This window comes from Actinomycetospora endophytica (genome assembly GCF_021026375.1).
GTDB lineage: Bacteria > Actinomycetota > Actinomycetes > Mycobacteriales > Pseudonocardiaceae > Actinomycetospora > Actinomycetospora endophytica.
The window spans coordinates 1,150,505-1,170,679 of sequence record NZ_JAJNDB010000001.1; the positions used below are offsets into that span (position 1 = coordinate 1,150,505).

General features: G+C 74.5%; 23 protein-coding genes. 13 read left to right on the forward strand and 10 right to left on the reverse strand.

What is annotated here, in order from left to right; all coding sequences use genetic code 11:
• Positions 1 to 43: 43 nt before the first annotated feature.
• On the reverse strand, positions 44 to 868 hold the full coding sequence (locus LQ327_RS05665) for a winged helix-turn-helix transcriptional regulator (RefSeq protein WP_230730539.1): 825 nt from the start codon (positions 866 to 868) through the stop codon (positions 44 to 46).
• A gap of 208 nt (positions 869 to 1,076) precedes the next feature.
• Between LQ327_RS05665 and LQ327_RS05670 the strand changes: the two genes are divergently transcribed.
• The 6 genes from LQ327_RS05670 (at position 1,077) to LQ327_RS05685 (ending at position 3,894) form a co-directional block, all read left to right on the forward strand.
• Entirely contained in the window at positions 1,077 to 1,523 is a 447-nt protein-coding gene (locus LQ327_RS05670; protein ID WP_230730540.1) for a TlpA family protein disulfide reductase, read from the forward strand.
• Positions 1,524 to 1,563: 40 nt separating this feature from the next.
• Positions 1,564 to 1,650, forward strand: coding sequence for a putative leader peptide (locus LQ327_RS35200; RefSeq protein WP_372460648.1), 87 nt, complete (start codon positions 1,564 to 1,566; stop codon positions 1,648 to 1,650).
• 173 nt (positions 1,651 to 1,823) lie between these two features.
• Positions 1,824 to 2,666 carry a sulfurtransferase gene (locus LQ327_RS05675; protein WP_230730541.1) on the forward strand — a complete coding sequence of 281 codons (843 nt, stop codon included), beginning with the start codon at positions 1,824 to 1,826 and terminating at the stop codon, positions 2,664 to 2,666.
• The gene (locus tag LQ327_RS05680; protein WP_230730542.1) at positions 2,666 to 2,965 is read left to right on the forward strand and encodes a DUF1416 domain-containing protein; all 300 of its coding nucleotides are present in this window, start codon (positions 2,666 to 2,668) and stop codon (positions 2,963 to 2,965) included. The genes LQ327_RS05675 and LQ327_RS05680 overlap by 1 nt, the downstream gene beginning before the upstream one ends.
• 159 nt (positions 2,966 to 3,124) lie before the next feature.
• Positions 3,125 to 3,250, forward strand: a complete 126-nt coding sequence (locus tag LQ327_RS33655) for a hypothetical protein (protein WP_269069141.1) — start codon at positions 3,125 to 3,127, stop codon at positions 3,248 to 3,250.
• Positions 3,251 to 3,267: 17 nt separating this feature from the next.
• Positions 3,268 to 3,894, forward strand: coding sequence for a heme-binding beta-barrel domain-containing protein (locus tag LQ327_RS05685; protein ID WP_230733068.1), 627 nt, complete (start codon positions 3,268 to 3,270; stop codon positions 3,892 to 3,894).
• A gap of 1 nt (position 3,895) precedes the next feature.
• Here LQ327_RS05685 and LQ327_RS05690 read toward each other — a convergent pair whose 3' ends face one another.
• Together LQ327_RS05690 and LQ327_RS05695 are read right to left on the reverse strand one after the other, a co-directional pair.
• Positions 3,896 to 4,609, reverse strand: a complete 714-nt coding sequence (locus LQ327_RS05690) for a hypothetical protein (protein WP_230730543.1) — start codon at positions 4,607 to 4,609, stop codon at positions 3,896 to 3,898.
• A gap of 50 nt (positions 4,610 to 4,659) precedes the next feature.
• Positions 4,660 to 5,403 (reverse strand): hypothetical protein, encoded by a 744-nt coding sequence (locus LQ327_RS05695; protein ID WP_230730544.1) that lies wholly within the window; start codon positions 5,401 to 5,403, stop codon positions 4,660 to 4,662.
• A gap of 146 nt (positions 5,404 to 5,549) precedes the next feature.
• Between LQ327_RS05695 and LQ327_RS05700 the strand changes: the two genes are divergently transcribed.
• The 4 genes from LQ327_RS05700 to LQ327_RS05715 all read left to right on the forward strand — a co-directional run bounded on the left by LQ327_RS05700 (position 5,550) and on the right by LQ327_RS05715 (position 8,765).
• Positions 5,550 to 6,014 (forward strand): Fur family transcriptional regulator, encoded by a 465-nt coding sequence (locus tag LQ327_RS05700; protein WP_308286254.1) that lies wholly within the window; start codon positions 5,550 to 5,552, stop codon positions 6,012 to 6,014.
• Positions 6,011 to 7,150 (forward strand): CAF17-like 4Fe-4S cluster assembly/insertion protein YgfZ, encoded by a 1,140-nt coding sequence (ygfZ, locus tag LQ327_RS05705; RefSeq protein WP_230730545.1) that lies wholly within the window; start codon positions 6,011 to 6,013, stop codon positions 7,148 to 7,150. Before LQ327_RS05700 ends, ygfZ begins: the two co-directional genes overlap by 4 nt.
• Entirely contained in the window at positions 7,147 to 8,115 is a 969-nt protein-coding gene (locus LQ327_RS05710) for a threonine ammonia-lyase (protein ID WP_230730546.1), read from the forward strand. Before ygfZ ends, LQ327_RS05710 begins: the two co-directional genes overlap by 4 nt.
• Positions 8,116 to 8,204: 89 nt before the next feature.
• A complete protein-coding gene (locus tag LQ327_RS05715) occupies positions 8,205 to 8,765 on the forward strand; it encodes an RsiG family protein (protein ID WP_230730547.1) in 561 nt (186 codons plus the stop codon).
• Between the two features lie 69 nt (positions 8,766 to 8,834).
• On the opposite strand, the gene LQ327_RS05720 is transcribed toward LQ327_RS05715, so the two are convergent.
• Entirely contained in the window at positions 8,835 to 9,770 is a 936-nt protein-coding gene (locus LQ327_RS05720; protein ID WP_230730548.1) for a DUF8083 family protein, read from the reverse strand.
• Between the two features lie 137 nt (positions 9,771 to 9,907).
• Here LQ327_RS05720 and LQ327_RS05725 point away from each other — a divergent pair, with 137 nt between their 5' ends.
• Positions 9,908 to 10,096: a DUF3073 domain-containing protein gene (locus tag LQ327_RS05725; protein ID WP_230730549.1), complete on the forward strand. Its 189-nt coding sequence runs from the start codon at positions 9,908 to 9,910 to the stop codon at positions 10,094 to 10,096.
• Positions 10,097 to 10,242: 146 nt separating this feature from the next.
• Positions 10,243 to 10,461, forward strand: coding sequence for a hypervirulence associated TUDOR domain-containing protein (locus tag LQ327_RS05730; RefSeq protein WP_230730550.1), 219 nt, complete (start codon positions 10,243 to 10,245; stop codon positions 10,459 to 10,461).
• Positions 10,462 to 10,584: 123 nt separating this feature from the next.
• On the opposite strand, the gene purM is transcribed toward LQ327_RS05730, so the two are convergent.
• The 5 genes from purM to LQ327_RS05755 all read right to left on the reverse strand — a co-directional run bounded on the left by purM (position 10,585) and on the right by LQ327_RS05755 (position 16,993).
• Entirely contained in the window at positions 10,585 to 11,694 is a 1,110-nt protein-coding gene (gene purM, locus LQ327_RS05735; protein ID WP_230730551.1) for a phosphoribosylformylglycinamidine cyclo-ligase, read from the reverse strand.
• Entirely contained in the window at positions 11,691 to 13,322 is a 1,632-nt protein-coding gene (gene purF, locus LQ327_RS05740; RefSeq protein ID WP_372460608.1) for an amidophosphoribosyltransferase, read from the reverse strand. The genes purM and purF overlap by 4 nt, the downstream gene beginning before the upstream one ends.
• Before the next feature lie 40 nt (positions 13,323 to 13,362).
• Positions 13,363 to 15,642: a putative bifunctional diguanylate cyclase/phosphodiesterase gene (locus LQ327_RS05745; protein WP_230730553.1), complete on the reverse strand. Its 2,280-nt coding sequence runs from the start codon at positions 15,640 to 15,642 to the stop codon at positions 13,363 to 13,365.
• Positions 15,635 to 16,438 (reverse strand): SAM-dependent methyltransferase, encoded by an 804-nt coding sequence (locus LQ327_RS05750; protein WP_230730554.1) that lies wholly within the window; start codon positions 16,436 to 16,438, stop codon positions 15,635 to 15,637. Before LQ327_RS05750 ends, LQ327_RS05745 begins: the two co-directional genes overlap by 8 nt.
• 96 nt (positions 16,439 to 16,534) lie before the next feature.
• Positions 16,535 to 16,993: a sterol carrier family protein gene (locus LQ327_RS05755; RefSeq protein ID WP_230730555.1), complete on the reverse strand. Its 459-nt coding sequence runs from the start codon at positions 16,991 to 16,993 to the stop codon at positions 16,535 to 16,537.
• A 71-nt stretch (positions 16,994 to 17,064) separates the two neighbouring features.
• On the opposite strand from LQ327_RS05755, the gene LQ327_RS05760 reads away from it, so the two are divergent.
• Positions 17,065 to 17,751: an SGNH/GDSL hydrolase family protein gene (locus LQ327_RS05760; RefSeq protein ID WP_230730556.1), complete on the forward strand. Its 687-nt coding sequence runs from the start codon at positions 17,065 to 17,067 to the stop codon at positions 17,749 to 17,751.
• A 2-nt stretch (positions 17,752 to 17,753) separates the two neighbouring features.
• Here the strand turns inward: LQ327_RS05760 and purL are convergent, their stop codons facing one another.
• Positions 17,754 to 20,078, reverse strand: a complete 2,325-nt coding sequence (gene purL, locus LQ327_RS05765; protein WP_230730557.1) for a phosphoribosylformylglycinamidine synthase subunit PurL — start codon at positions 20,076 to 20,078, stop codon at positions 17,754 to 17,756.
• Between the last annotated feature and the right edge of the window lie 97 nt (positions 20,079 to 20,175).

Genomic DNA, 20,175 nt, shown 5'->3' on the forward strand with positions numbered 1-20,175 from the left:
CCGTCGTGCTCACGCCGCCGTCGTGCTCGTCCTTCCGTCGGTCTCAGGCACCGCCGGCCCACGCGGCGGGGCGCACCACGCGGGCGTCGCCACCGGAGTCCCAGGAGCCGGCGCCCCGCCCGGGCTCCTCGTCCTCGGCGACCTCGTCCTCGAGGCCCAGGCCCGAGGAGCCGGACTCGGAGGACGACGTGCCGAGCACTCCGCGCACCGGCCGGACGAACTTGTAGCCCACGTTGCGGACCGTGCCGATCAGCTGCTCGTGCTCCGCGCCGAGCTTCGCCCGCAGCCGCCGGACGTGGACGTCCACGGTGCGGGTGCCACCGAAGAAGTCGTAGCCCCAGACCTCCTGCAGCAGCTGGGCCCGGGTGAACACCCGGCCGGCGTGCTGCGCGAGGTACTTGAGGAGCTCGAACTCCTTGTAGGTGAGGTCGAGCGGGCGGCCGCGCAGGCGCGCGGTGTAGGTCGCCTCGTCGATGACCAGCTCGCCGAGGACGAGGGCGCCCTCACCGCTGGAGCTGTCCGAGGACCGGCGGGCCCGCAGCAGGCGCAGCCGGGCGTCGATCTCGGCGGGTCCGGCTCCGGGGAGCAGGACCTCGTCGACGCCCCACTCGAGGGAGACGGCGACGAGGCCGCCCTCGGTGAGGACGGCGATCACGGGGACGTCGAGTCCCGTGGAGCCCAGGAGGCGGCAGAGGCTCCGGGCGGCGGCCAGGTCGTGACGGGCATCGACGAGGACGGCATCGTGCGGTCCGGCGTCGAGGAGCGCGGCCACTTCGGGCGCCGCGGTCCGGAGCCCGTGGGGTAGCAGGGTCAACGACGGCAGCACTGACGTCGGTTCGGGGTCGGCGGTGAGCAGCAACAGCTCCACGCGTGTCTCCCTCCACAGTCGTGCCGGTCAGACTAGCCCGGTTCACCGCGCTGTCACCCGGTCGCGCGTTCCACGTCACGTGGCACCCCCCGGTCGGGCGGGCCCGGTCGGGAAACGTGCTCCCGCCCCGGAGCCGTGAGGGGCGCGGCCTACCCTGTCCGGGTGCGGTCGGGCGGGTCCGCACGTCGAGCCGTGAGGGGTGATGGTGATGACGGCGGCCGTCGTCACCCTGGGCGTCATCGTGGTCGTGGGTCTGGCCGTGATCGCGATCGGGCTGCTGCGCCGGCGGGACTCGCCGGCGGCCGTTCCGGACGCCCCGGCGGTGGCCCCGGCGTCGCTGCCCGCCGACCTCACGGCCCACGACGGACGCCTCGTGCTGCTCCAGTTCTCCTCGGCCTTCTCCAGCTCCTGCCGGGACACCCGCAGCGTGCTCGACGACGTGGCCGCGGACCTCCCGGGCCTCGTCCACCGCGACGTGGATCTCGCCACCCGCCCGGAGCTGGTCCGGCTGCTCGGGCTCCACGACACCCCGACGACGCTGCTCGTCGACGGGCACGGGCGGGAACTGCTCCGGGTGAGCGGCGTCCCGCGGCGCGCGGCCCTGGTCAGCGCGATCGAGCCCCACCTCCCGCCCGCCGCAGGAACCCGCGCGTGAGAGATGACCACGGGCGCCCCGTTTCGGTAGCGTGAGCGCCGTGGACGAGGGCCTGACACGGCGGCGCGCGGTCGATCTGTGCCGCGTCGACAGCTGCCTGTGTCCCGGCCGCCGTCGCGCGGTCTGAATCCCGGAGGAGCGCCCGGCTCTTCCGGACGCTCGATCGGCGCCCCCTCCAGGGCCCGGTCACCCGTGCGACGCGGCCCCGAGGGTCGTCCGTGGCCCCCGGAGAACCGTCTGTTCCCGATCCGGTCCCGTCCCGTGCGGCGGGTGCCGTCACACCCCGATGAGGAGTCACGCATGAGCCGCCAGGACGCCCTGGTCACCGCCGACTGGGCCGAGGAGAACCTCGACGCGCCCGGGGTGGTGTTCGTGGAGGTCGACGAGGACACCACCGCCTACGACGGCGGGCACATCCCCGGCGCCGTGAAGATCGACTGGAAGACCGAGCTGCAGGACCAGGTCCGTCGCGACTTCGTCGACAAGGCCGGCTTCGAGAAGCTGCTCTCCGCCAAGGGCATCGCGAACGACGACACCGTCGTGCTCTACGGCGGCAACAACAACTGGTTCGCCGCCTACGCGTACTGGTACTTCAAGCTCTACGGCCACCAGGACGTGAAGCTGCTCGACGGCGGGCGCAAGAAGTGGGAGCTCGACGGCCGCAAGCTCGACGCCGCCGTGCCGTCCCGCCCGGGCACGCAGTACAAGGCCCAGGAGCAGGACCTCTCGATCCGCGCCTTCCGCGACGAGGTCGTCGACGCGATCGGGTCGAAGAACCTGGTCGACGTCCGCTCGCCCGACGAGTTCTCGGGCAAGCTGCTCGCCCCGGCGCACCTCCCCCAGGAGCAGGCGCAGCGCGGCGGCCACATCCCCTCGGCGCTCAACGTGCCGTGGTCGAAGGCCGCCAACGAGGACGGCACCTTCAAGTCGGACGCCGAGCTCCGCGAGCTCTACGGCACCGAGGGCCTCGACTCCTCGCGCCCGACGATCGCCTACTGCCGCATCGGTGAGCGCTCGTCGCACACCTGGTTCGCCCTGCACGAGCTGCTCGGCGAGGGCGACGTGAAGAACTACGACGGTTCGTGGACCGAGTACGGCTCGCTGGTCGGCGTGCCGGTCGAGACCGGCGACGGGAAGTCCTGATGTGCGGCGCGCCTGAACAGACCGCGGACCTGCCCGCGGGGACGGATCTGAGCAAGGAGTCCGTGCTGGTCGGCAAGGTCACCAACGACGGCTCGCCCATCGGCGGGGCCTTCGTCCGCCTGCTCGACTCCACCGGCGAGTTCACCGCCGAGGTGGTGTCCTCGGCGACCGGCGACTACCGGTTCTTCGCCGCGCCGGGCAGCTGGACGGTCCGGGCGCTCTCGCGCTCGGGCAACGGGCAGGCCGATGTCGCCGTGGGCGGCCCCGGGCTGTTCACGACGGAGGTCCCGGTCGGCTGAGTGTGGTCGTCCGGTCCCCGTTGTCAGCGATGGTCCCCTATCGGCGTGCTCGACTGGATGCTGACATCTGACGTCAGGATGAACCCTTCCTGACATGACGCACACGCCCGTCCCGCCCCGTTCCCGGGGTGGGGCGGGCGTCGTCGTTAGGGTGGCCCGGTGGCCTGGGTCTACACGGTCCTCCTCGCCGCCTGCAGCGCCGGGATCCTCTCCTACGCGCTGGTGCTGACGAGGAGGCTCTTCCGCGACGAAACCGCGAGCAGCACATCGGAGCGATCGGCGTGAGCGAGTCCGAGGCCGACATGCCCGAGGGCCTGTCCGGCAACGAGGCCATCCGGGCCGCCGAGGAGCGGGCCGAGCACACCAGGGACGCGAACCGGCCGCAGTGGCCGGATCTGCCGGTTCCGGACGACACCGCCAACCTGCGGCTCGGCCCGAACCTGGACGACGCCCTGCTGTCGCTCCTGCCGCTGGTCGGGGTGTGGCGCGGGGAGGGCGAGGTGGTCTACCCGACCATCGACGGCCCGTTCCACTTCGGCCAGCAGATCACCGTGGCCCACGACGGCAGGCCGTTCCTGTCCTGGGAGGCCCGCGCCTGGCTGCTCGACGGCCCCGGCGGTGAGGTCATCCGGCCGTCGGCCCGCGAGGTCGGCTGGTGGCGCCCGCAGCCCGACGGCGCGCTCGAGCTGCTCCTGGCGCACCAGACCGGGATCGTCGAGATCTTCTACGGTGCCGCCCGCACGCAGACGTCGTGGGAACTGCAGACCGACGCGGTCGTGCGCACCGCCAGCGCGAAGGACGTCACGGCCGCCACACGCCTCTACGGCATCGTCGACGGCGGCGACCTCGCCTACGTCGAGGAGCGCGCGATGATGGGCCAGGAGATGCAGCCGCACACGTCCGCGCGGCTCACCCGCGTCGTGGGCTGACTCAGCTGGTCGGCGCCGGGGCGGGCTCCGGCGCGCTCCCGACGCTGTCGCTGACCACCGAGCGTGCCTCGGTGGGCAGGATGCCGAGCGTGGTGGCCACGAGATCGCCGAGATCGGCCTCGTCCACCCCGCACAACCGTGCGACGGCGGGCGCGGGGACACCGCTGCGCAGCAGCGTCACGGCGGCCCGACCGGGCTCCTCGCCGCGCTCGAGGGCGGCGACCCCGGCCAGCGCGCCGTTCGGGTCCCCGACGAGGGCGCCGAGCAGCCGGTGGGCGGCCGATCCGGATACGCCCGGCTGCCTCGAGGGCGTGGACGGCTCGACGCCGGGCTGCCCGGTGGGCGTGGACGGTCCGACGGCCCGCTGAGCGGGCGCCGGCCTCCGGGGCACCGCGGGCTCGGTCACCGGGTCCTCCTCGTCCGCGGGCAGCGGCGCCGGACCGCGGCCCGGCGCGGCGGGCTCCGTCACCGCGTCGTCCTCGTCGGCCTCGGGTGCCGGCACCCCGGCGACCGGCGTCGCGGTGGCGCGGTCGTCACCGGGCGGGCCGTCGACGGTCCGGCCGTCGACGGCCGCGCGGTGGTCACGCCGGGCCCGACGGCCGGCGAGCGCCCCGGCGACCAGGAACACGACGGCGATGACGAACAGCACCGCCGCCACCACGATCCACGTCGTCGGCGTCTGCAGCAGGCGCTCCCAGACGCCACCCGGCTCCATGGACACGGACGGTACGCGCACCGCTCACGCAGAGCGGTCGGAGATCGCCATCATGCCCCGGCCGCGTCGTCCTGGCCGCCCGCACGGCCGTCCGGGGCCGGCGCCTGGGGCGTGCCCTGGCGCAACGGCACGAGGCCGCCGGGCGGCGGACCGTAGGGCGCGGGCGCGCCGTACGGGGCCCGCGGACCTCGCTGCGGGCCCGGTCCCCACGGACGGGGCGGTGGGCTCGGCCGGCCGGAGTTCGCGACGAGGTCGTCCAGGTGGTTCTTGACCCGCACCAGCTCGTCGAACACCGTGTCGCGCTGCGAGCGCAGGTCCGCCAGTGCGGCGCGCGACTCGGCGTGCTCGGCCAGCAGCGACTCCGCGGCCTTGCTGCGCACCATCTGGGCCTCCTGCTCGGCCGCCTGCAGGATGCCGCGCAGCCGCTCGTTGAAGGCGTCGACCCCGCCCGGTTCCCCGGACGACGACGAGGCGGGCGCCGCGGCGGGTGAGGACGCCGACGCCTCGACGGGAGGTGGAGTGGTCCGGGCGCCCTCCTGGAGGGTGGCCGCGAGCTCGCCCCGTGGCGCGGGGGCGTCGTCCGGTCCCGGACGACGACGCTCCCGGACCGCGAGCTGGGCCCGCAGCTGCGCCACCATGCGGCGCAGGCCGGCCACGTGCTCGTCGACCTGGGTGCGGTCGTACCCCCGCAGGACGACGTCGAAGTGCGGCCCCGCGGCCTCCTCCGGCGCGTCGGGCAGATCCAGGTAGTGCTCGGCGTCGGGGGGAGTGCGGCCCCGCTCACCCGTCGTCATACATCACCTCGTCGCGGCCCGATCCGGCATGCCGGGCACTCACCCGATGGTAGGGATCGGTCCCGGGGCGACGCGAGACGCCGAACGGCGGTGCCCGGTACCGAGGGCCCCGCGACAGTGTCGGTGACGCGCCTACCATCGGGGTCGTGGACACCGAACTGCGGCAGACGCTGCACCGCCGCGGCCTGCGCATGACGCCGCAGCGCCAGCTGGTCCTCGACGCCGTCTCCGAGCTGGGGCACGCGACGCCGGAGGCCATCTGCGCCAAGGTGCAGGAGATCGCGCCCGCGGTGAACATCACCACCGTCTACCGCACGCTCGACCTGCTCGAGCAGCTCGGGATCGTGCGCCACACCCATCTCGGACACGGCGCGCCGACCTACGCCACCGGCGAGCACGAGCACGTGCACCTGGTGTGCCACCGGTGCGGCACCGTCGACGAGGTGGACGCCGACCTGTTGGACGACCTCGCCGGGACGCTGGCCCGGACGGCGGGCTTCACGCTCGACCCCACGCACGTGGCGCTGTCCGGGCTCTGTTCCCGCTGCGAGTCCGAGAGCGACGCGGAGCCGGTCGCCCAGGCGGCCGCCTCCGGGAAGGAATCCGTATGACCCGGTCACCGCTGCTGGACCTCCCCGGGGCCATCGGACATCCGGACGGTCCCGACGGGGGCCCGGACGCCGACGTGGCCTCCCACCACGGGGACCCGTTCGCCGAGCAGCGCGCGGCCTCCCGCGGCGCCGTCGTCGTCGACCGGTCGCACCGCGGGCTCGTCGTCGTGACGGGGGCCGACCGCACCAACTGGCTGCACCTGCTGGTCTCGCAGCAGGTCGCCGAACTCGCCGAGGGCGAGGGCACCGAGGGACTCGTGCTCGACGTGCAGGGCCGGGTGGAGCACCACGCGGTGATCAGCCACGTCGACGGCGCGGTCTGGCTGTCCGTGGAGCCGGGCGCGGCCCCCGCGTTGGCGGCCTACCTGGAGTCGATGAAGTTCTGGTCGGACGTCGCGGTGCGGGACGCGAGCGCCGAGTTCGCCCAGCTCTCCGTGGTCGGGCCGCAGGTCACCGACGTGCTGACCGCCGCCGGGGTCGAGATCCCGGCCGATCCCGAGAGCGCCCTGGCGCTGCCCGGCGGCGGGGTCGTGCGCCGGACCCCCTGGCCACTCGACGAGACCTCGGTCGACCTGCTGATCCCCCGTGACGGCCTGGTCGACTGGTGGGAGCGGCTGCGCGGGGCCGGGGCGGTCCCGGCCGGTCTGGACACCTTCGAGGCGTTGCGGGTGGCCTCGCTGCGCCCGCGTCTCGGCGTCGACACCGACGACCGGACCATCCCCCACGAGGTCGGCTGGATCGGCTCGGCGGTGCACCTCACGAAGGGCTGCTACCGGGGTCAGGAGACGGTCTCGCGGGTCGCGAACCTCGGCCGCCCGCCCCGGCAGATGGTGCTGCTGCACCTGGCCTCGGGCGACGACGCGCTGCCCCCGCCCGGGACGCCGGTGCTCACCGCGGAGGGCGGGCGTGCGGTCGGTCGGATCGGGACGGCCGTCCGCCACTTCGAGCTCGGCTCGGTCGCGCTCGCCCTGGTCAAGCGGTCGGCGGTGGCCGCGGCCGACGGGCCCGCCACCGTGTGGGTCGCCGACGACCGCGAGGAGGGCGTCCCGGGCCCGGCCACGATCGACCCGGACTCGGTGCCCCCGGACTCCGGCGAGCCGCCCGGCCGCGCGGCGGTCCGCCGACTGCAGGGATGACCGGTCCCCCGGAGACGGCGGGTGTGAGGCCTGCGCTCGTCACCCGGGCCGAGGTCGACGCCGCGGCCGCGGTGCTCGACGGCGTCGCGGTCCGCACCGCCGTCGAGCCGCTGGACGCGGTCCCCGGACTCCTGCTCAAGCGGGAGGACACCCAGCCGGTCGGGGCGTTCAAGCTCCGGGGCGCCTTCCACGCCGCGTCCCGGCTCGACCCCGAGGTGCGCGCCGCGGGCCTCGTCACGCACTCGTCGGGCAACCACGGCCGGGCGCTGGCCTGGGCCGCCGCCCGGCTCGGCGTCCCGGCCACCGTCGTCGTCCCCGACGACGCCGTCGTGGCCAAGGTGGAGGCGATGGCGGCGCTCGGCGCCCGACTCGTCCGGGTGCCCGCCGACGATCGGGAGCGGGCCGCGGACGCCGTCGTCGCCGAGAGCGGCGGCGCGCTGGTCCCGCCGTACGACCACCCGCACGTCATCGCCGGTCAGGGCACCGTCGGGGCGGAGATCGCCGCCCAGGTCCCCGACGTCGACCGGGTCCTGGTCCCGGTCGGTGGCGGCGGTCTGATCTCCGGGATCGCCGCGGCACTCGCCGGGACCGGGATCGCCGTCGTGGGCGTGGAACCGGAACTGGCCGCGGACGCCGCCGAGTCGAAGCGCACCGGGGCCCTCGTGCGCTGGGACCGGGCGCGAGTCTCCCGGACGGCCGCCGACGGCCTACGGGCGGCGCGGCTCGGGGCGCTCACCTGGCCGCACGTCGAGCGCCTCGTCGACGACGTCGTGACGGTGACCGAGGCGTCGATCGAGCAGGCCGCGCGGGTGCTGCACGGTGCGGGCGTGCCCGCCGAGGCCAGCGGCTGCGTCGCGACGGCGGGGGCCCTCGAGCACCCGGCGCTCGTCCGGGGACGCACGGTCGCGGTCGTCAGCGGGCGGAACGCCGACCCGGGATGGGTGGCCCGCGTCCTGGCCGGGTGACGACCGGCGCCCGCTCGGGGTCGCCCGGTCGACGCGTCCTGTGCCCGGACGAGTGACAGCGCGGGGTGGTGTCCCCCACCATGGGAGTCATGATCGAGTTCCGACAGGGTGGTCGGCGGCGCATCGACCGCGTCCTCGACCCCGGCTTCCTGGCCGAGATCGGGGACCGGTCGCTGGACGAGCTCCGGGCGATGCGGGACGACGCCGCCCAGGAGGAGACCGACCTGTCCTACCTGCGCCGCCTCCTGCACGCCCGCATGGACATCGTCCGGTTCGAGGAGCACCGCCGCGCCGACGACGGTGACGGCTCGGTGATGGACGCGCTGCCGCGGATCCTCGCCGACAACGCCCTCGGCCCGGCCGCCGGCCGCGGACGCCACCAGACGGTGGAGCCCTCGCGCGCCGAGTCCCACCGCCGCCACGTCGAGGCGCTGCTGGCCGACACCGGGCTCTCCGACGTCGCGACCCTCACCGATGCCGAGCTGACCGAGTCCGCCGAGGCGTACTCGGCCGAAGAGGCGTCGGTCTCCGACCACCGCATCCAGGTGCAGCACGTCATGGACGCGTGCAACGACGAGATCGGCCGGCGCTACAAGGACGGCTCGGCCTCGATCGACGACCTGCTGCGCCGGGAGCGCGAAGGAGCGTAGGTGGCCGCGGAGCGCGCCGCCGACGGCTGAGACGGTCTCAGCTGCGTCGGCTTGGCGCGAAGACACTGTCTAGTTGGCGCGCTCCCGGATGGCCCGGCTCGCCCAGAAGTCCCGCAGCCGCCGGTAGCTGGCCATCGCCTTCTCCGCGTCGCCCTCCCGCAGCGCGTCGAGCGCCTCCGAGACGTCCTCCGCCGACGTGTCGGCCGCCAGCGTCTCGTCGTCGAGCAACTGGACGAGCCCGCCGTAGTCGAGCTCCACGAGCGAACCCGCGTCGAAGTGGCGCAGCCACCGCGCCGTGTCCCGCAGGACCTCCGACGGCCCGCCGTCCCCGAGCGCGGAGCTCATCAGCTCGGCCGCCGAGTCCGCCCGCGCGAGGGCGTCGGCCATCGGCACCCGCCAGTAGCACCGCCGGCGCGCCTCGGAGCCGTCCGGGGCGTCCGCCGTCGCGGGGTCGTCACGAGCGAGCACGAGGACGCGGTCGGACGCCTCGACGAGCACGAACCACGGCAGCGGCACCGTCCAGGTGGCGGACACCACATGGGTGGCGCTCTCCCCGAGCTCGGCCACCACGGCCTCGGCGCGCGACCGCGCCGCCGACTCCTCGTAGTGCAGCGCCGCCGACCGCAGGACGGGCGACTCGGTGGAGAGGAACCCGACGAGCGCGGCCGCGGCGCGCGGGCGGGTGTCGAGCGGACACACGAGCGTCGTCGGGCCGAACTTCTGCGGCGACGGGGCCGCCTCGCCGGGGGCCGGGGTGTCGGCGCCGTCGGCGAGCAGGACGTCGGCGGGCCCCTCGGTCGCGGTGCCGTCGATGCGCTCACCGGGCAGCAGACGCACCGGCGCACCGAGCTGTGCGCGGAGACACACATCCCTCTCGCGGACCCCGGCCTGGCTGACCGGGACCGCTCCGCGGGCGAGTCCGGCCCGCACACGCTGGGCCAACGGTCCCGGAAGCGCCCCCAACGGCTCGTAGACGCGGAGGTAGCAGACGAAGGGGGCTGGCACGGGCGCGATGGTGCCATGTCACGTCGCACGCGCGTTCGGACACACGGTATGCTCGTGTCACGAGCATTTCTATGAGAAGAGGGGGGCCGCCGGATACGTCCGGCCGCCCCCCGCCCTGTTCGAGGGGGTCATTGCCCATGGGACGCGGACGAGCCAAGGCGAAGCAGACGAAGGTCGCTCGCGAGCTCAAGTACAGCTCCCCGACGACCGATTTCGACGCCCTGCAGCGGGAGTTGGGCGCGGGAGACCCGTGGTCGCGGCGCTCCGGCGACGACGACGACAACGTCGACTCCCGCTCCTCCGAGTACAGCTACGAAGAGCGCTGACCCCTCCCCGGAGGGGCGTGCGTCCGTCGCACGCTTCATCCGCCCGGTCGCCGGGCATCCCGCCCCGTCCGTAGGCCCGTCAGGGCACGCGGACGGGGCGCACTTCGGTGCGCCGTCGGCGGGATGTCCGTGATCGGGAGGCTGCGGTGACGACGACGTTCGGCAAGGGCGACCAGGTCCGCTGGAACTGGGGCAACGGTCAGGGCGAGGCCACCGTCACGGAGGTCCACACCGACCGGGTCGAGCGCACCATCGCGGGCAGTAAGCAGGCCCGCAACGGCACCGACGACAACCCGGCCTACGTGCTGGAACAGTCGGACGGCCGTCAGGTGCTGAAGCTGCACAGCGAGCTCGGCCAGGCCTGAGCTCGCTGTCCGGCGGCGTGCCGGCCCCGCCTCCGCCAGCTGATCAGGAGCACAGCCGGCAGGCCTCGACGCACCAAGAGCTGCCTCACGTGCTCCTGATCACCAGCGCCGGCAGCAATTGCGCTACAGGCGGCGGTGATCCCCGTGCAGAACGGCCGTCCCCGGCGCGTCCGACCCGCCGTCGGAGCGCCGGATCTCGCCGAGCACCCAGGCCGGGACGTGCTTCGCGGTGAGCACCGCGAGCGCGCGGTCGACGTCCTCCGGCGGGACGATCGCCACCATCCCGACGCCCATGTTGAACGTCGCCTCCATCTCGGCCCGCTCCACGCGGCCGCGGCCGGCGATGAGCTTGAACACCGGCGCCGGGGTCCAGGTGGTCCGGTCGAGATCGGCGTGCACGCCGTCGGGCAGCACCCGGGCGAGGTTGGCGGTCAGCCCGCCACCGGTGACGTGGGCGAAGGTGCGCACGTCGGTCTCCGCGGCCAGCGCGAGGCAGTCGCGGGCGTAGATGCGCGTCGGCCGCAGCATCTCCTCGCCCAGGGTGTGACCGAACTCCTCCACGTGCCCGTCGAGCGACATCCGGCCGATCTCGAGCAGCACCCGGCGGGCGAGCGAGTAGCCGTTGGAGTGCAGCCCCGAGGACGCCATGGCGATGACCTGGTCGCCCGCGCGGACGCGGTCCGGGCCCAGCACCGCGTCGGCCTCGACGACGCCGATGCCGGTGGCCGAGAGGTCGTAGTGGTGCGGCTCCATGACCCCGGGGTGCTCGGCGGTCTCGCCGCCCAGCAGGGCGCAGCCCGCGATGCGGCAGCCCTCGGCGATGCCCGAGACGATCGCCTCGACCTTCACCGGGTCCAGCTGGCCGATCGCCAGGTAGTCCTGGAGGAAGAGCGGCTCGGCCCCGCAGACGACGAGGTCGTCGACCACCATCGCGACGAGGTCGAGTCCCACGGTGTCGTGGGTGTCGGTGGCCTGCGCGACCGCGATCTTCGTCCCGACGCCGTCGGTGGAGGCCGCGAGCAGCGGCTCGGTGTACTTCGAGGTGCGCAGGGCGAACAGCCCGGCGAAGCCGCCGATGCCGCCCATCACCTCCGGTCGCGACGTCGAGGCCGCCAGCGGCTTGATGCGCTCGACGGCGCGCTCCCCCGCGGCGACGTCGACCCCGGCCGACGCGTAGCTCGCGGCCGACCCGCGGCCGCCGCCGCCCTCGACCTGCTCGTGGACGCCGGTCACGGGCGCGAGAGGGCGTCCTCGGCGCCGTAGGCGGGGCTGGAGCGCGTGCTCGGGACGGCCGAGACCGGCACGGGCACGCCGGCCCGCGAGCCGGTGGCCTCGTGCACCACGCTGCCCGAGTCGCCGCACGGGGTGCCGGTGACGTCCTCGAGCATGTGCTTGCCGACCATCGCCTCCTCCGGGAGGGCGATCGGGTACTCGCCCGAGAAGCAGGCCGTGCAGAGCCGCGAGCGGGGCTGCTCGGTGGCCGCGACCAGGCCCTCCTGGGAGATGTAGCCGAGGCTGTCCGCCCCGACCGACCGGCGGATGCCCTCGTTGTCCAGGCCGTTCGCGACCAGCTCGGCACGGGAGGCGAAGTCGATGCCGTAGAAGCAGGGCCAGCGCACCGGCGGGCTCGCGATCCGCACGTGCACCTCGACGGCGCCCGCCTCGCGCAGCATCCGGACCAGGGAGCGCTGGGTGTTGCCGCGGACGATCGAATCGTCCACCACCACGAGACGCTTGCCGCGGATCACCTCGCGCAGCGGGTTGAGCTTGAGCCGGATCCCGAGCTGGCGGATGGTCTGGGAGGGCTGGATGAAGGTCCGGCCCACGTAGGCGTTCTTGACCAGGCCCATGCCGTAGGGGATGCCGGACGCCTCGGCGTACCCCACGGCGGCCGGGGTGCCGGACTCCGGCACCGGGATCACCAGGTCCGCCTCGGCCGGGTGCTCGGCGGCGAGCCGTCGCCCGATCTCGACCCGCGCGGAGTGCACCCCGCGGCCGGCGATCGAGGTGTCGGGGCGCGCGAGGTAGACGTACTCGAAGATGCAGCCCTTGGGCTCCGGGGCGGCGAAGCGGGAGGACCGCAGGCCCTCCTCGTCGATCGCGAGCAGCTCGCCGGGCTCGACCTCGCGCACGAAGGACGCACCGACGATGTCGAGCGCGGCGGTCTCGGAGGCCACCACCCAGCCGCGGTCGAGGCGGCCCAGCACCAGCGGCCGCACCCCGTGGCGGTCGCGGGCGGCGTAGAGCGTGGTCTCGTCGCAGAAGGCGAGGCTGAAGGCCCCGCTGAGGTCGGGCAGCAGGCGCAGCGCCGCCTCCTCCACCCCGAGGTCGGTGGCGGACTCGGCGAGCAGGCCGGTGACGACGTCGGAGTCGGTGGTCGCGGACATGCGCGCCCTGCCGTCTCGTGCCCCGTCGGGCAGCCGCCGGCCGACGAGCTCCGCGGTGTTGACCAGGTTGCCGTTGTGGCCCAGCGCGATCCCGGTGCCCGCCGCCGTCGTCCGGAACGTCGGCTGCGCGTTCTCCCAGGTCGGCGAGCCGGTGGTCGAGTAGCGGGTGTGCCCGACGGCCATGTGCCCGCGCAGCGAGCTCAGGGTCTGCTCGTCGAAGACCTGGCTGACGAGTCCGAGGTCCTTGAACACCACGATCTGGCGCCCGTCGGACACCGCGATGCCCGCCGCCTCCTGGCCACGGTGCTGGAGCGCGAAGAGACCGAAGTACGTGAGCTTCGCCACTTCCTCGCCGGGAGCCCAGACACCGAAGACACCGCACTCCTCGTGCGGGACGTCGTCCGCGGGTGGGGAGGTGGGCTCTGGCGAGGTGGAGGGACGGGACGGCTCCGGACCAGGACCGGGTGCGACCACCGCGGGGCTCCTCGAGACGGGGGTGGGAGGCACCCACAGACTACGTGCGCGAGGTGTCCCGGTCGCGGGTTCGGGTCGTGACACCCGCCCCGTTCGTCGCCGACGTGTCGTCCCGGGGGCCGGGCCAGGGCGGACCGTCGACGTCGGCGAGGAGCTCGAGGACGTCCTCGCTGGGCAGCGCCGCGGCGAAGTGCCAGCCCTGGCCCTCGTCGCACCCGAGCATCCGCAGCCGGGTGGCCTGGGCGGCCGTCTCGACGCCCTCGGCGCAGACCGTCATGCCGAGGGCGTGCCCGAGGTCGACGAGGGTCCCGACGATGCGCTCGTCGACCGGGTTGGCGACCGCGGCGTCGCGCAGCCCCTCGCCGAAGGAGCCGTCGAGCTTGATGACGTCGACCGGGAGCTTGCGCAGGTAGGACAGGTTCGAGTAGCCGGTGCCGAAGTCGTCGATGGCGATCCGGACGCCCAGGGCACGCAGGCCGTCGAGCGCCTTCAGCGGGGCGCCCTCGTCGGTGGTCAGGGCGCGCTCGGTGAGCTCGATCTGGAGCAGGTGCGCCGGCAGCCCGGTCTCGGCGAGGACCGTCTCGACGTCGTGGAGCAGCGAGGGCTCGTGCAGCTGGCGGGGCGCGACGTTGACCGACACGAACGGCGCCTCGTGACCGAACGCGTCGTACCAGCGCCGGGCGTCGCGGCAGGCCCGCACCAGCACCCAGTGCCCGAGCGCCACGATCGCCCCGGTCTCCTCGGCGAGCCCGATGAACCGGGCCGGGCCGAGCACGCCGAGCTTGGGGTGGTGCCAGCGGACCAGCGCCTCGACCCCGCGCATCCGGTGGTCACCCATCGACACCAGCGGTTGGTAGAGCGCGAAGAACTCGTCGTGCTCGATCGCGGCGGGCATGGCCGCGGAGAGGGCGAAGCGGGTGACCTCGGCCTCGTCGCGCCCCGGGTCGTGCAGCGCCCAGCGGCCGCGGCCGTCGGCCTTGGCCGAGTAGAGGGTGATGTCGGCGGCGCGCATGAGATCGGTGGTGTCCGCGCCGACGACGGGTCGTTCGACGACACCGATGCTCGCCGAGACCGTGAGCTCCTGGCCGGCGAGCACGAGCGGCGCGGACAGGGCGTCGAGGATCCGCTCGGCCAGCGCCTCGAGCTGGGCGACGCCGCGGGAGTTCTCGACGAGGACCACGAACTCGTCGCCGCCCATCCGGGCCACCAGTTCGCCGTCGGTCGCCTGGTCGGCGAGCCGCGTCGCGACCGCCTGCAGCATGAGGTCGCCCACCTCGTGGCCCAGGCTGTCGTTGATCGCCTTGAAGCCGTCGAGGTCGAGGAAGCAGATCCCGACGCGGCGGGACGACCCCGCGGGGGTGCCCGCGAAGATCCGGTCGATCCGGTCGGAGAACAGCGCGCGGTTCGGGAGCGTCGTCAGGGTGTCGTGGTAGGCCTGGTACTCCAGGTGCGACTGCAGCATGTGCCGCTCGGTGACGTCCTCGAGCATCGCGACCTGGTAGGCGGGTCTGCCGTGCTCGTCGCGCACCAGCGAGAGCGTCAGGTTGCAGATGATCTCCTCGCCGTCCTTGCGGTAGAACCGCTTCTCGACGCGGAAGTTGTCCAGGTCCCCGGCGAGCAGCCGTTCGTAGTGCACCCACACCGACGGCAGGTCGTCCGGGTGCGCCAGCTCGCCGACCGTCCGGCGGCGCATCTCCTGTGCGGTGTAGCCGAACATCTGGGTCAGCGTCGGGTTGACCTCGACGATGCGTCCCTGCAGGTCACCGAGCCCGATCCCGATGGCCGCCTCGTAGAACATCGCCCGGAACCGCGCCTCGCTGGCGTGCAGGGCCTGCTCGGTCTGGTGCCGCGCGACGATCACCGCCCGGCGGATGGCCTCCTGCTCGTCGAGCGTGCGGTCGCGCAACGTCGTCGCGTAGCCCGCGGCGAGCGCCCCGGCGAGCGCGAGGACGTCGTCGCGGACCTCGTCGCCGAGCAGCTCGGGGAGCCGGGTGGACAGCAGGTGGAGGGTCCGCTCCACCGTGGACGGGCCGGTGAAGTGCGCCGCGACGAGGCGCCGGCCCGCCTCGTGGCCCACGGTCGGGTCGAGCGGCCGGGCCCGCAGCGCCGCGACGAGGTCCGCACTGATCTCGGTGAGGTAATCCACGAGCTCGTCGGAGCCCATCGGGACGTAGCTGGTGCCCTCGACCTCCGCCGCCCAGGCGCGCGCGAGCGCGTCGACGGCCGCGGCGTCGGCGGCCTCGGTGGCGGTGCGGTGGTCGGGCCGGGACTCCTCGCGACCGGGCGACCACGGCGTCCCGGACGCGGCGGGCTCAGTCACGGCGACCGACGCCCGCGTACCCGGGGTTGCGCTCGGCCCCGTCAGGGAGGGTGCCGTCCGGCTGCCAGAAGGGGATCCCGACGACCCCCGGGTCGACCAGCGAGAAGCCGTCGAAGAAGCCGACCACCTCGTCGTGGGGGCGCATCGACATCGGGGTGGCGGTCCGCTTGTAGAGCGCGACGTGGTCGTCGGCCCGCTCCGGCGGCATGATGTCCGCCGACGCGTGGCTGAGCACGAGGTGGCTGCCCGGCGCCAGGGCGTCGCGGTAGCGCGCGAGGGCGTCGGCGGGCCGGCGCTCGTCGCCGACGAAGTGCAGCAGGGCGACGACGAGCAGCGCGACCGGCCGGTCGAGGTCGAGCACCGTGCGGGTCACCGGGTCCCCGAGCACTGCTTCGACGTCGAGGAAGTCGGCGTGGACGACGCCGGTGTGCCCGTCGTCGGCGAGCAGCGCGCAGGAGTGGGCCACCGCGACGGGGTCGATGTCCACGTAGACCACCCGCGCGCCCGGCAGCGCCGCCCGGGCGACCTCGTGGACGTTGCCCACGGTCGGGATGCCGGACCCGACGTCGAGGAACTGGTCGATGCCCTGCGCGGCGCAGTACCGGACGGCGCGGCGCATGAACGCGCGATTGGCCTGCAGGACGCGCGGGAGGTCCGGCCAGTCCGCGATCGCCTGGCGCGCCATCTCGCGGTCGACGGCGAAGTTGTGGCTCCCGCCGAGGTAGTAGTCGTACACCCGCGCCGCGCTCGGGCGGTCGATGTCGACGTCCTGCGGGGCCCAGGCAGGTCGTGTCACTCGGTCACCACTCCCATGGTCACAGTGAGCATAAGCCGTCGTCCGCACGTGGCAGGCACCCTGACGGGGGACGGTCCGTCACGGTCCGGATCACCACTACACGTCCGCGGCGCGATCGGGAACCGTTCCGGCGGCACTGCCGTGATCGGGGTCGGCGAGTGGCAGCCAGCGGCCCACCTGAGGGGCCCGGTGACCCGAGGCGCGGACGACGCCGGCGGCGACGGCGTCGTCGAACCGGAGGCGACCGAGCGCCAGCGCACACCAGGTCCGCGGGTCCGTCTCCACCACGTTCGGCGGGGTGCCTCGCGTGTGACGGGGCCCATCGATGCAGTGTACTGCTCCGAATGGCGGCACCCGGACTTCGACGCTGCGGCCCGGCGCGACATGTTCGAGCGCGGCGAGCGACAGGCGGACCGCCGCCGCGCGCACGGTGCGCGGCGGGGCCGGCACGGCGTCGTCGGGGGCGGGGCCGCCCGGGCGGGCGTCCACCCAGGACGTGACGTCGGCCAGGGCGGTGCGGACCTCGTCCGGAGCGGGGGCTCGGCGCGTGGGCATGGTGTCCCCGAATCTAGGCGCCGACGACGGTCCGCGCCGCCGCCGTCCGGGCCGACTGACAGGCTGGCGCGGTGGTGCGACGCGCGCTCGGGATGCTGCTGCTGGCCGTCGTCGCCGCGTGGGCCCGGGGCCTCGCCGCGGCGCTGACCATGGAGGGCGATCACGCGGCGTACTGGCGCCGCCGTTCCCGCTCCCCGGGGACGGTGACGCTGGTGGCGCTCGGGGACTCGCTCGCGCAGGGGCTCGGGGCGATCCACCCGGAGCGCTCGTGGGCCGGCCGCTTGGCCGAGGAGATCCAGGCGCGGACCGGGAGTCGGGTGAAGGTGCTGGTCCTGGGGGTGTGCGGGGCGGGGGTCGCCGACGTCCTGCGCGATCAGCTGCCCCGGGTGCCCGAGGCCGCGCTGCGCGGTGAGCCGGGCACGCTCGTCGCGCTCGAGGTCGGCACCAACGACGCCTCCGGGGGCACCGACCCGGAGGAGTACCGGCGCCTGCTCACCGAGCTGTGCGACGCCCTGCCCGCGGGGTCGCTGGTCGGCGACGTGCCCGACCTCCAGCGCCGCTGGGTCCGGCCCGCGGGTGTGCGGCTCGCCGCGGTGGCCCGCGAGGTGGTGGCGGCGCAGCCGGGGCTGCGGCTGGTGCGGGTGGAGGCGGCCACCCACCGGATGGCGCCGTGGGAGTTCGGCCCGGACCTCGCGCACCCCAACGGGCTGGGCTACCGGCGGTTCGGGCGGGCCTTCACGGCGGCGCTGGGCGGCTGAGCTCAGTCGCCCAGGGCGGCCGGGAGGGTGGACGCCGAGAGCGTCGCCAGCTCGACCACGTCCAGCGGGTCGACGCCGCGGATCTCCAGCGCGGTGCCGCCGACCTCGCCGAGCCGCGCCGCGGGCTGACCGAGCTCCACACACAGCCGCGCGAGATCCGCCTCGGCCCAGGCCGGCACGGTGACCACCATCCGGGCGGCCGACTCGGAGAACAGCGCGGCGGCCAGGTCGAGCTCGCCGGGCGGCGGCGTGACCGCCGCGCCGCGCCCGGAGACCACCGCGGCCTCGACCAGGGCCTGCGCGAGCCCGCCGTCGGACACGTCGTGCGCCCCGGAGAACAGCTGCGCCGCCGCGCCCTGCGCCATGAGCTCCGCGAGCCGCGCCTCCACGGCGAGGTCGCAGCGCGGGGGACGCCCGCCGAGGTGCTCGTGCACGACGCCGGCCCACGCCGAGCCGTCGAGCTCGTCGCGGGTCTCGCCGAGCAGCCACACCGCGTCGCCGTCGGGCCCGAAGCCGTGCGGCACCGCGTGGTGGACGTCCTCGACGAGGCCGAGGACCCCGACGACGGGGGTCGGGAGGATCGCCGTCGTGCCGGTCTGGTTGTAGAAGCTGACGTTGCCGCCGGTCACCGGGACGCCGAGCTCGACGCAGCCCTGCGCGAGCCCGTCGACGGCCTCCGAGAACTGCCAGATCACGCCCGGATCCTCGGGGGAGCCGAAGTTGAGGCAGTCGCTCACCGCGACGGGCCGGGCCCCGGCCGCCGCCACGTTGCGCACCGACTCGGCGAGCGCGAGCCGGGCGCCCTCGCGCGGGTCGAGCAGGCAGAAGCGGGCGTTGCAGTCGATCGCGAGCGCGATGCCGCGGTCGGAGGACTCGTCGAGGCGCAGCACGCCGGCGTCGGCGGGGGTCGCGGCCGCGGTGTTGCCCCGCACGTAGCGGTCGTACTGCTCGGTGACCCAGGCCCGGGAGGCCAACTGCGGCGACGCGGCGAGCCGCTCGATCGTCGCCGCCAGGTCCGCGGGCGACGACGGCCGCGCCAGACCCGCCGTCGTGCGCGCCTGCAGCTCGTCCTGGCTGTCCGGGCGGGCCAGGGGGCGGGAGTAGACCGGGCCGTCGTGCGCGACGGTGCGCGGCGGGACGTCGACGACGACGTTCCCGCCCGCGGTGATTCGCAGGTTCTCGCCGTCGGTGACCTCGCCGATGACCGTCGCCGTGACGTCCCAGCGCTCGCAGACCGCCATGAACGCGTCCACGTTCTCGGGCGTGACCACCGCGCACATCCGCTCCTGCGACTCGCTGGAGAGGATCTCGGCCGGGGTCATGTCCTTCGCGCGGAGGTGGACGGCGTCGAGGTCGACGTCCATGCCGCCGCTACCCGCGCTCGCGAGCTCGCTGGTGGCGCAGGACAGCCCGGCCCCGCCGAGGTCCTGGATGCCGACGACGAGCCCGTCGCGGTAGAGCTCGAGGCAGCACTCGATGAGGACCTTCTCGGCGAACGGGTCGCCGACCTGCACGCTGGGCAGCTTCTTGTGGCCGCCACCACCCGCGGAGCCGGTGAACGTCTCGGAGGCCAGCACCGACACCCCGCCGATCCCGTCGAGTCCGGTCCGCGCCCCGAAGAGCACGATCTTGTTCCCGACGCCGGACGCGAAGGCCAGGTGCAGGTCCTCGGTGCGCAGCACCCCGACGCACAGTGCGTTGACCAGCGGGTTGCCGGCGTAGGTGGGGTCGAAGACGACCTCGCCGCCGAGGTTCGGCAGGCCGAGGCAGTTGCCGTAGAAGCCGACGCCGGACACGACGCCGGGCAGCACGCGGGCGGTGTCCGGGGCGTCCAGCGGGCCGACGCGCAGCCCGTCCATCACCGCGACCGGCCGCGCGCCCATGGCCATGATGTCCCGGACGATGCCGCCGACGCCGGTCGCGGCGCCCTGGTGCGGCTCGACGTACGACGGGTGGTTGTGCGACTCGATCTTGAAGGTGACCGCCCAGCCGTCGCCGACGTCGACGACGCCCGCGTTCTCCCCGATCCCCGCGAGCAGGTGGGCGCGCATCTCGTCGGTGGTCGTCTCGCCGAAGCGGCGCAGGTGCACCTTGGAGGATTTGTAGGAGCAGTGCTCGGACCACATCACCGAGTACATGGCGAGCTCGGCGTCGGTCGGGCGGCGGCCGAGGATCTCGCGGATGCGCGCGTACTCCTCGTCGCGCAGCCCGAGGGCGGCGTAGGGCTGCTCGCGCTCCGGGGTGGCGACCGCGACCTCGACGGTGTCGGCCGGTTCCGGGGCGGGCTCGGGAGCGGGGGATCCTGCGGAGGCGGCCTGCGCGGTCACGTCTCCGACCCTACGCACGCGGGCGGACCCTCGCGGCGTACGTGCTCATGCCCACGACGAGCGTCGGGCAAACGACCCGATCGACTGACTTCAGGTC

Coding starts and splice junctions, on each gene's coding strand:
- LQ327_RS05725 (WP_230730549.1), top strand. CDS start 9,908: ATGGGACGCGGACGAGCCAAGGCGAAGCAGACGAAGGTCGCTCGCGAG.
- LQ327_RS05695 (WP_230730544.1), bottom strand. CDS start 5,403: ATGACGACGGGTGAGCGGGGCCGCACTCCCCCCGACGCCGAGCACTAC.
- LQ327_RS05715 (WP_230730547.1), top strand. CDS start 8,205: ATGATCGAGTTCCGACAGGGTGGTCGGCGGCGCATCGACCGCGTCCTC.
- LQ327_RS05685 (WP_230733068.1), top strand. CDS start 3,268: ATGCCCGAGGGCCTGTCCGGCAACGAGGCCATCCGGGCCGCCGAGGAG.
- LQ327_RS05675 (WP_230730541.1), top strand. CDS start 1,824: ATGAGCCGCCAGGACGCCCTGGTCACCGCCGACTGGGCCGAGGAGAAC.
- LQ327_RS05755 (WP_230730555.1), bottom strand. CDS start 16,993: ATGCCCACGCGCCGAGCCCCCGCTCCGGACGAGGTCCGCACCGCCCTG.
- LQ327_RS05690 (WP_230730543.1), bottom strand. CDS start 4,609: ATGGAGCCGGGTGGCGTCTGGGAGCGCCTGCTGCAGACGCCGACGACG.
- LQ327_RS05710 (WP_230730546.1), top strand. CDS start 7,147: ATGACCGGTCCCCCGGAGACGGCGGGTGTGAGGCCTGCGCTCGTCACC.
- LQ327_RS05680 (WP_230730542.1), top strand. CDS start 2,666: ATGTGCGGCGCGCCTGAACAGACCGCGGACCTGCCCGCGGGGACGGAT.
- LQ327_RS05670 (WP_230730540.1), top strand. CDS start 1,077: ATGACGGCGGCCGTCGTCACCCTGGGCGTCATCGTGGTCGTGGGTCTG.
- ygfZ (WP_230730545.1), top strand. CDS start 6,011: ATGACCCGGTCACCGCTGCTGGACCTCCCCGGGGCCATCGGACATCCG.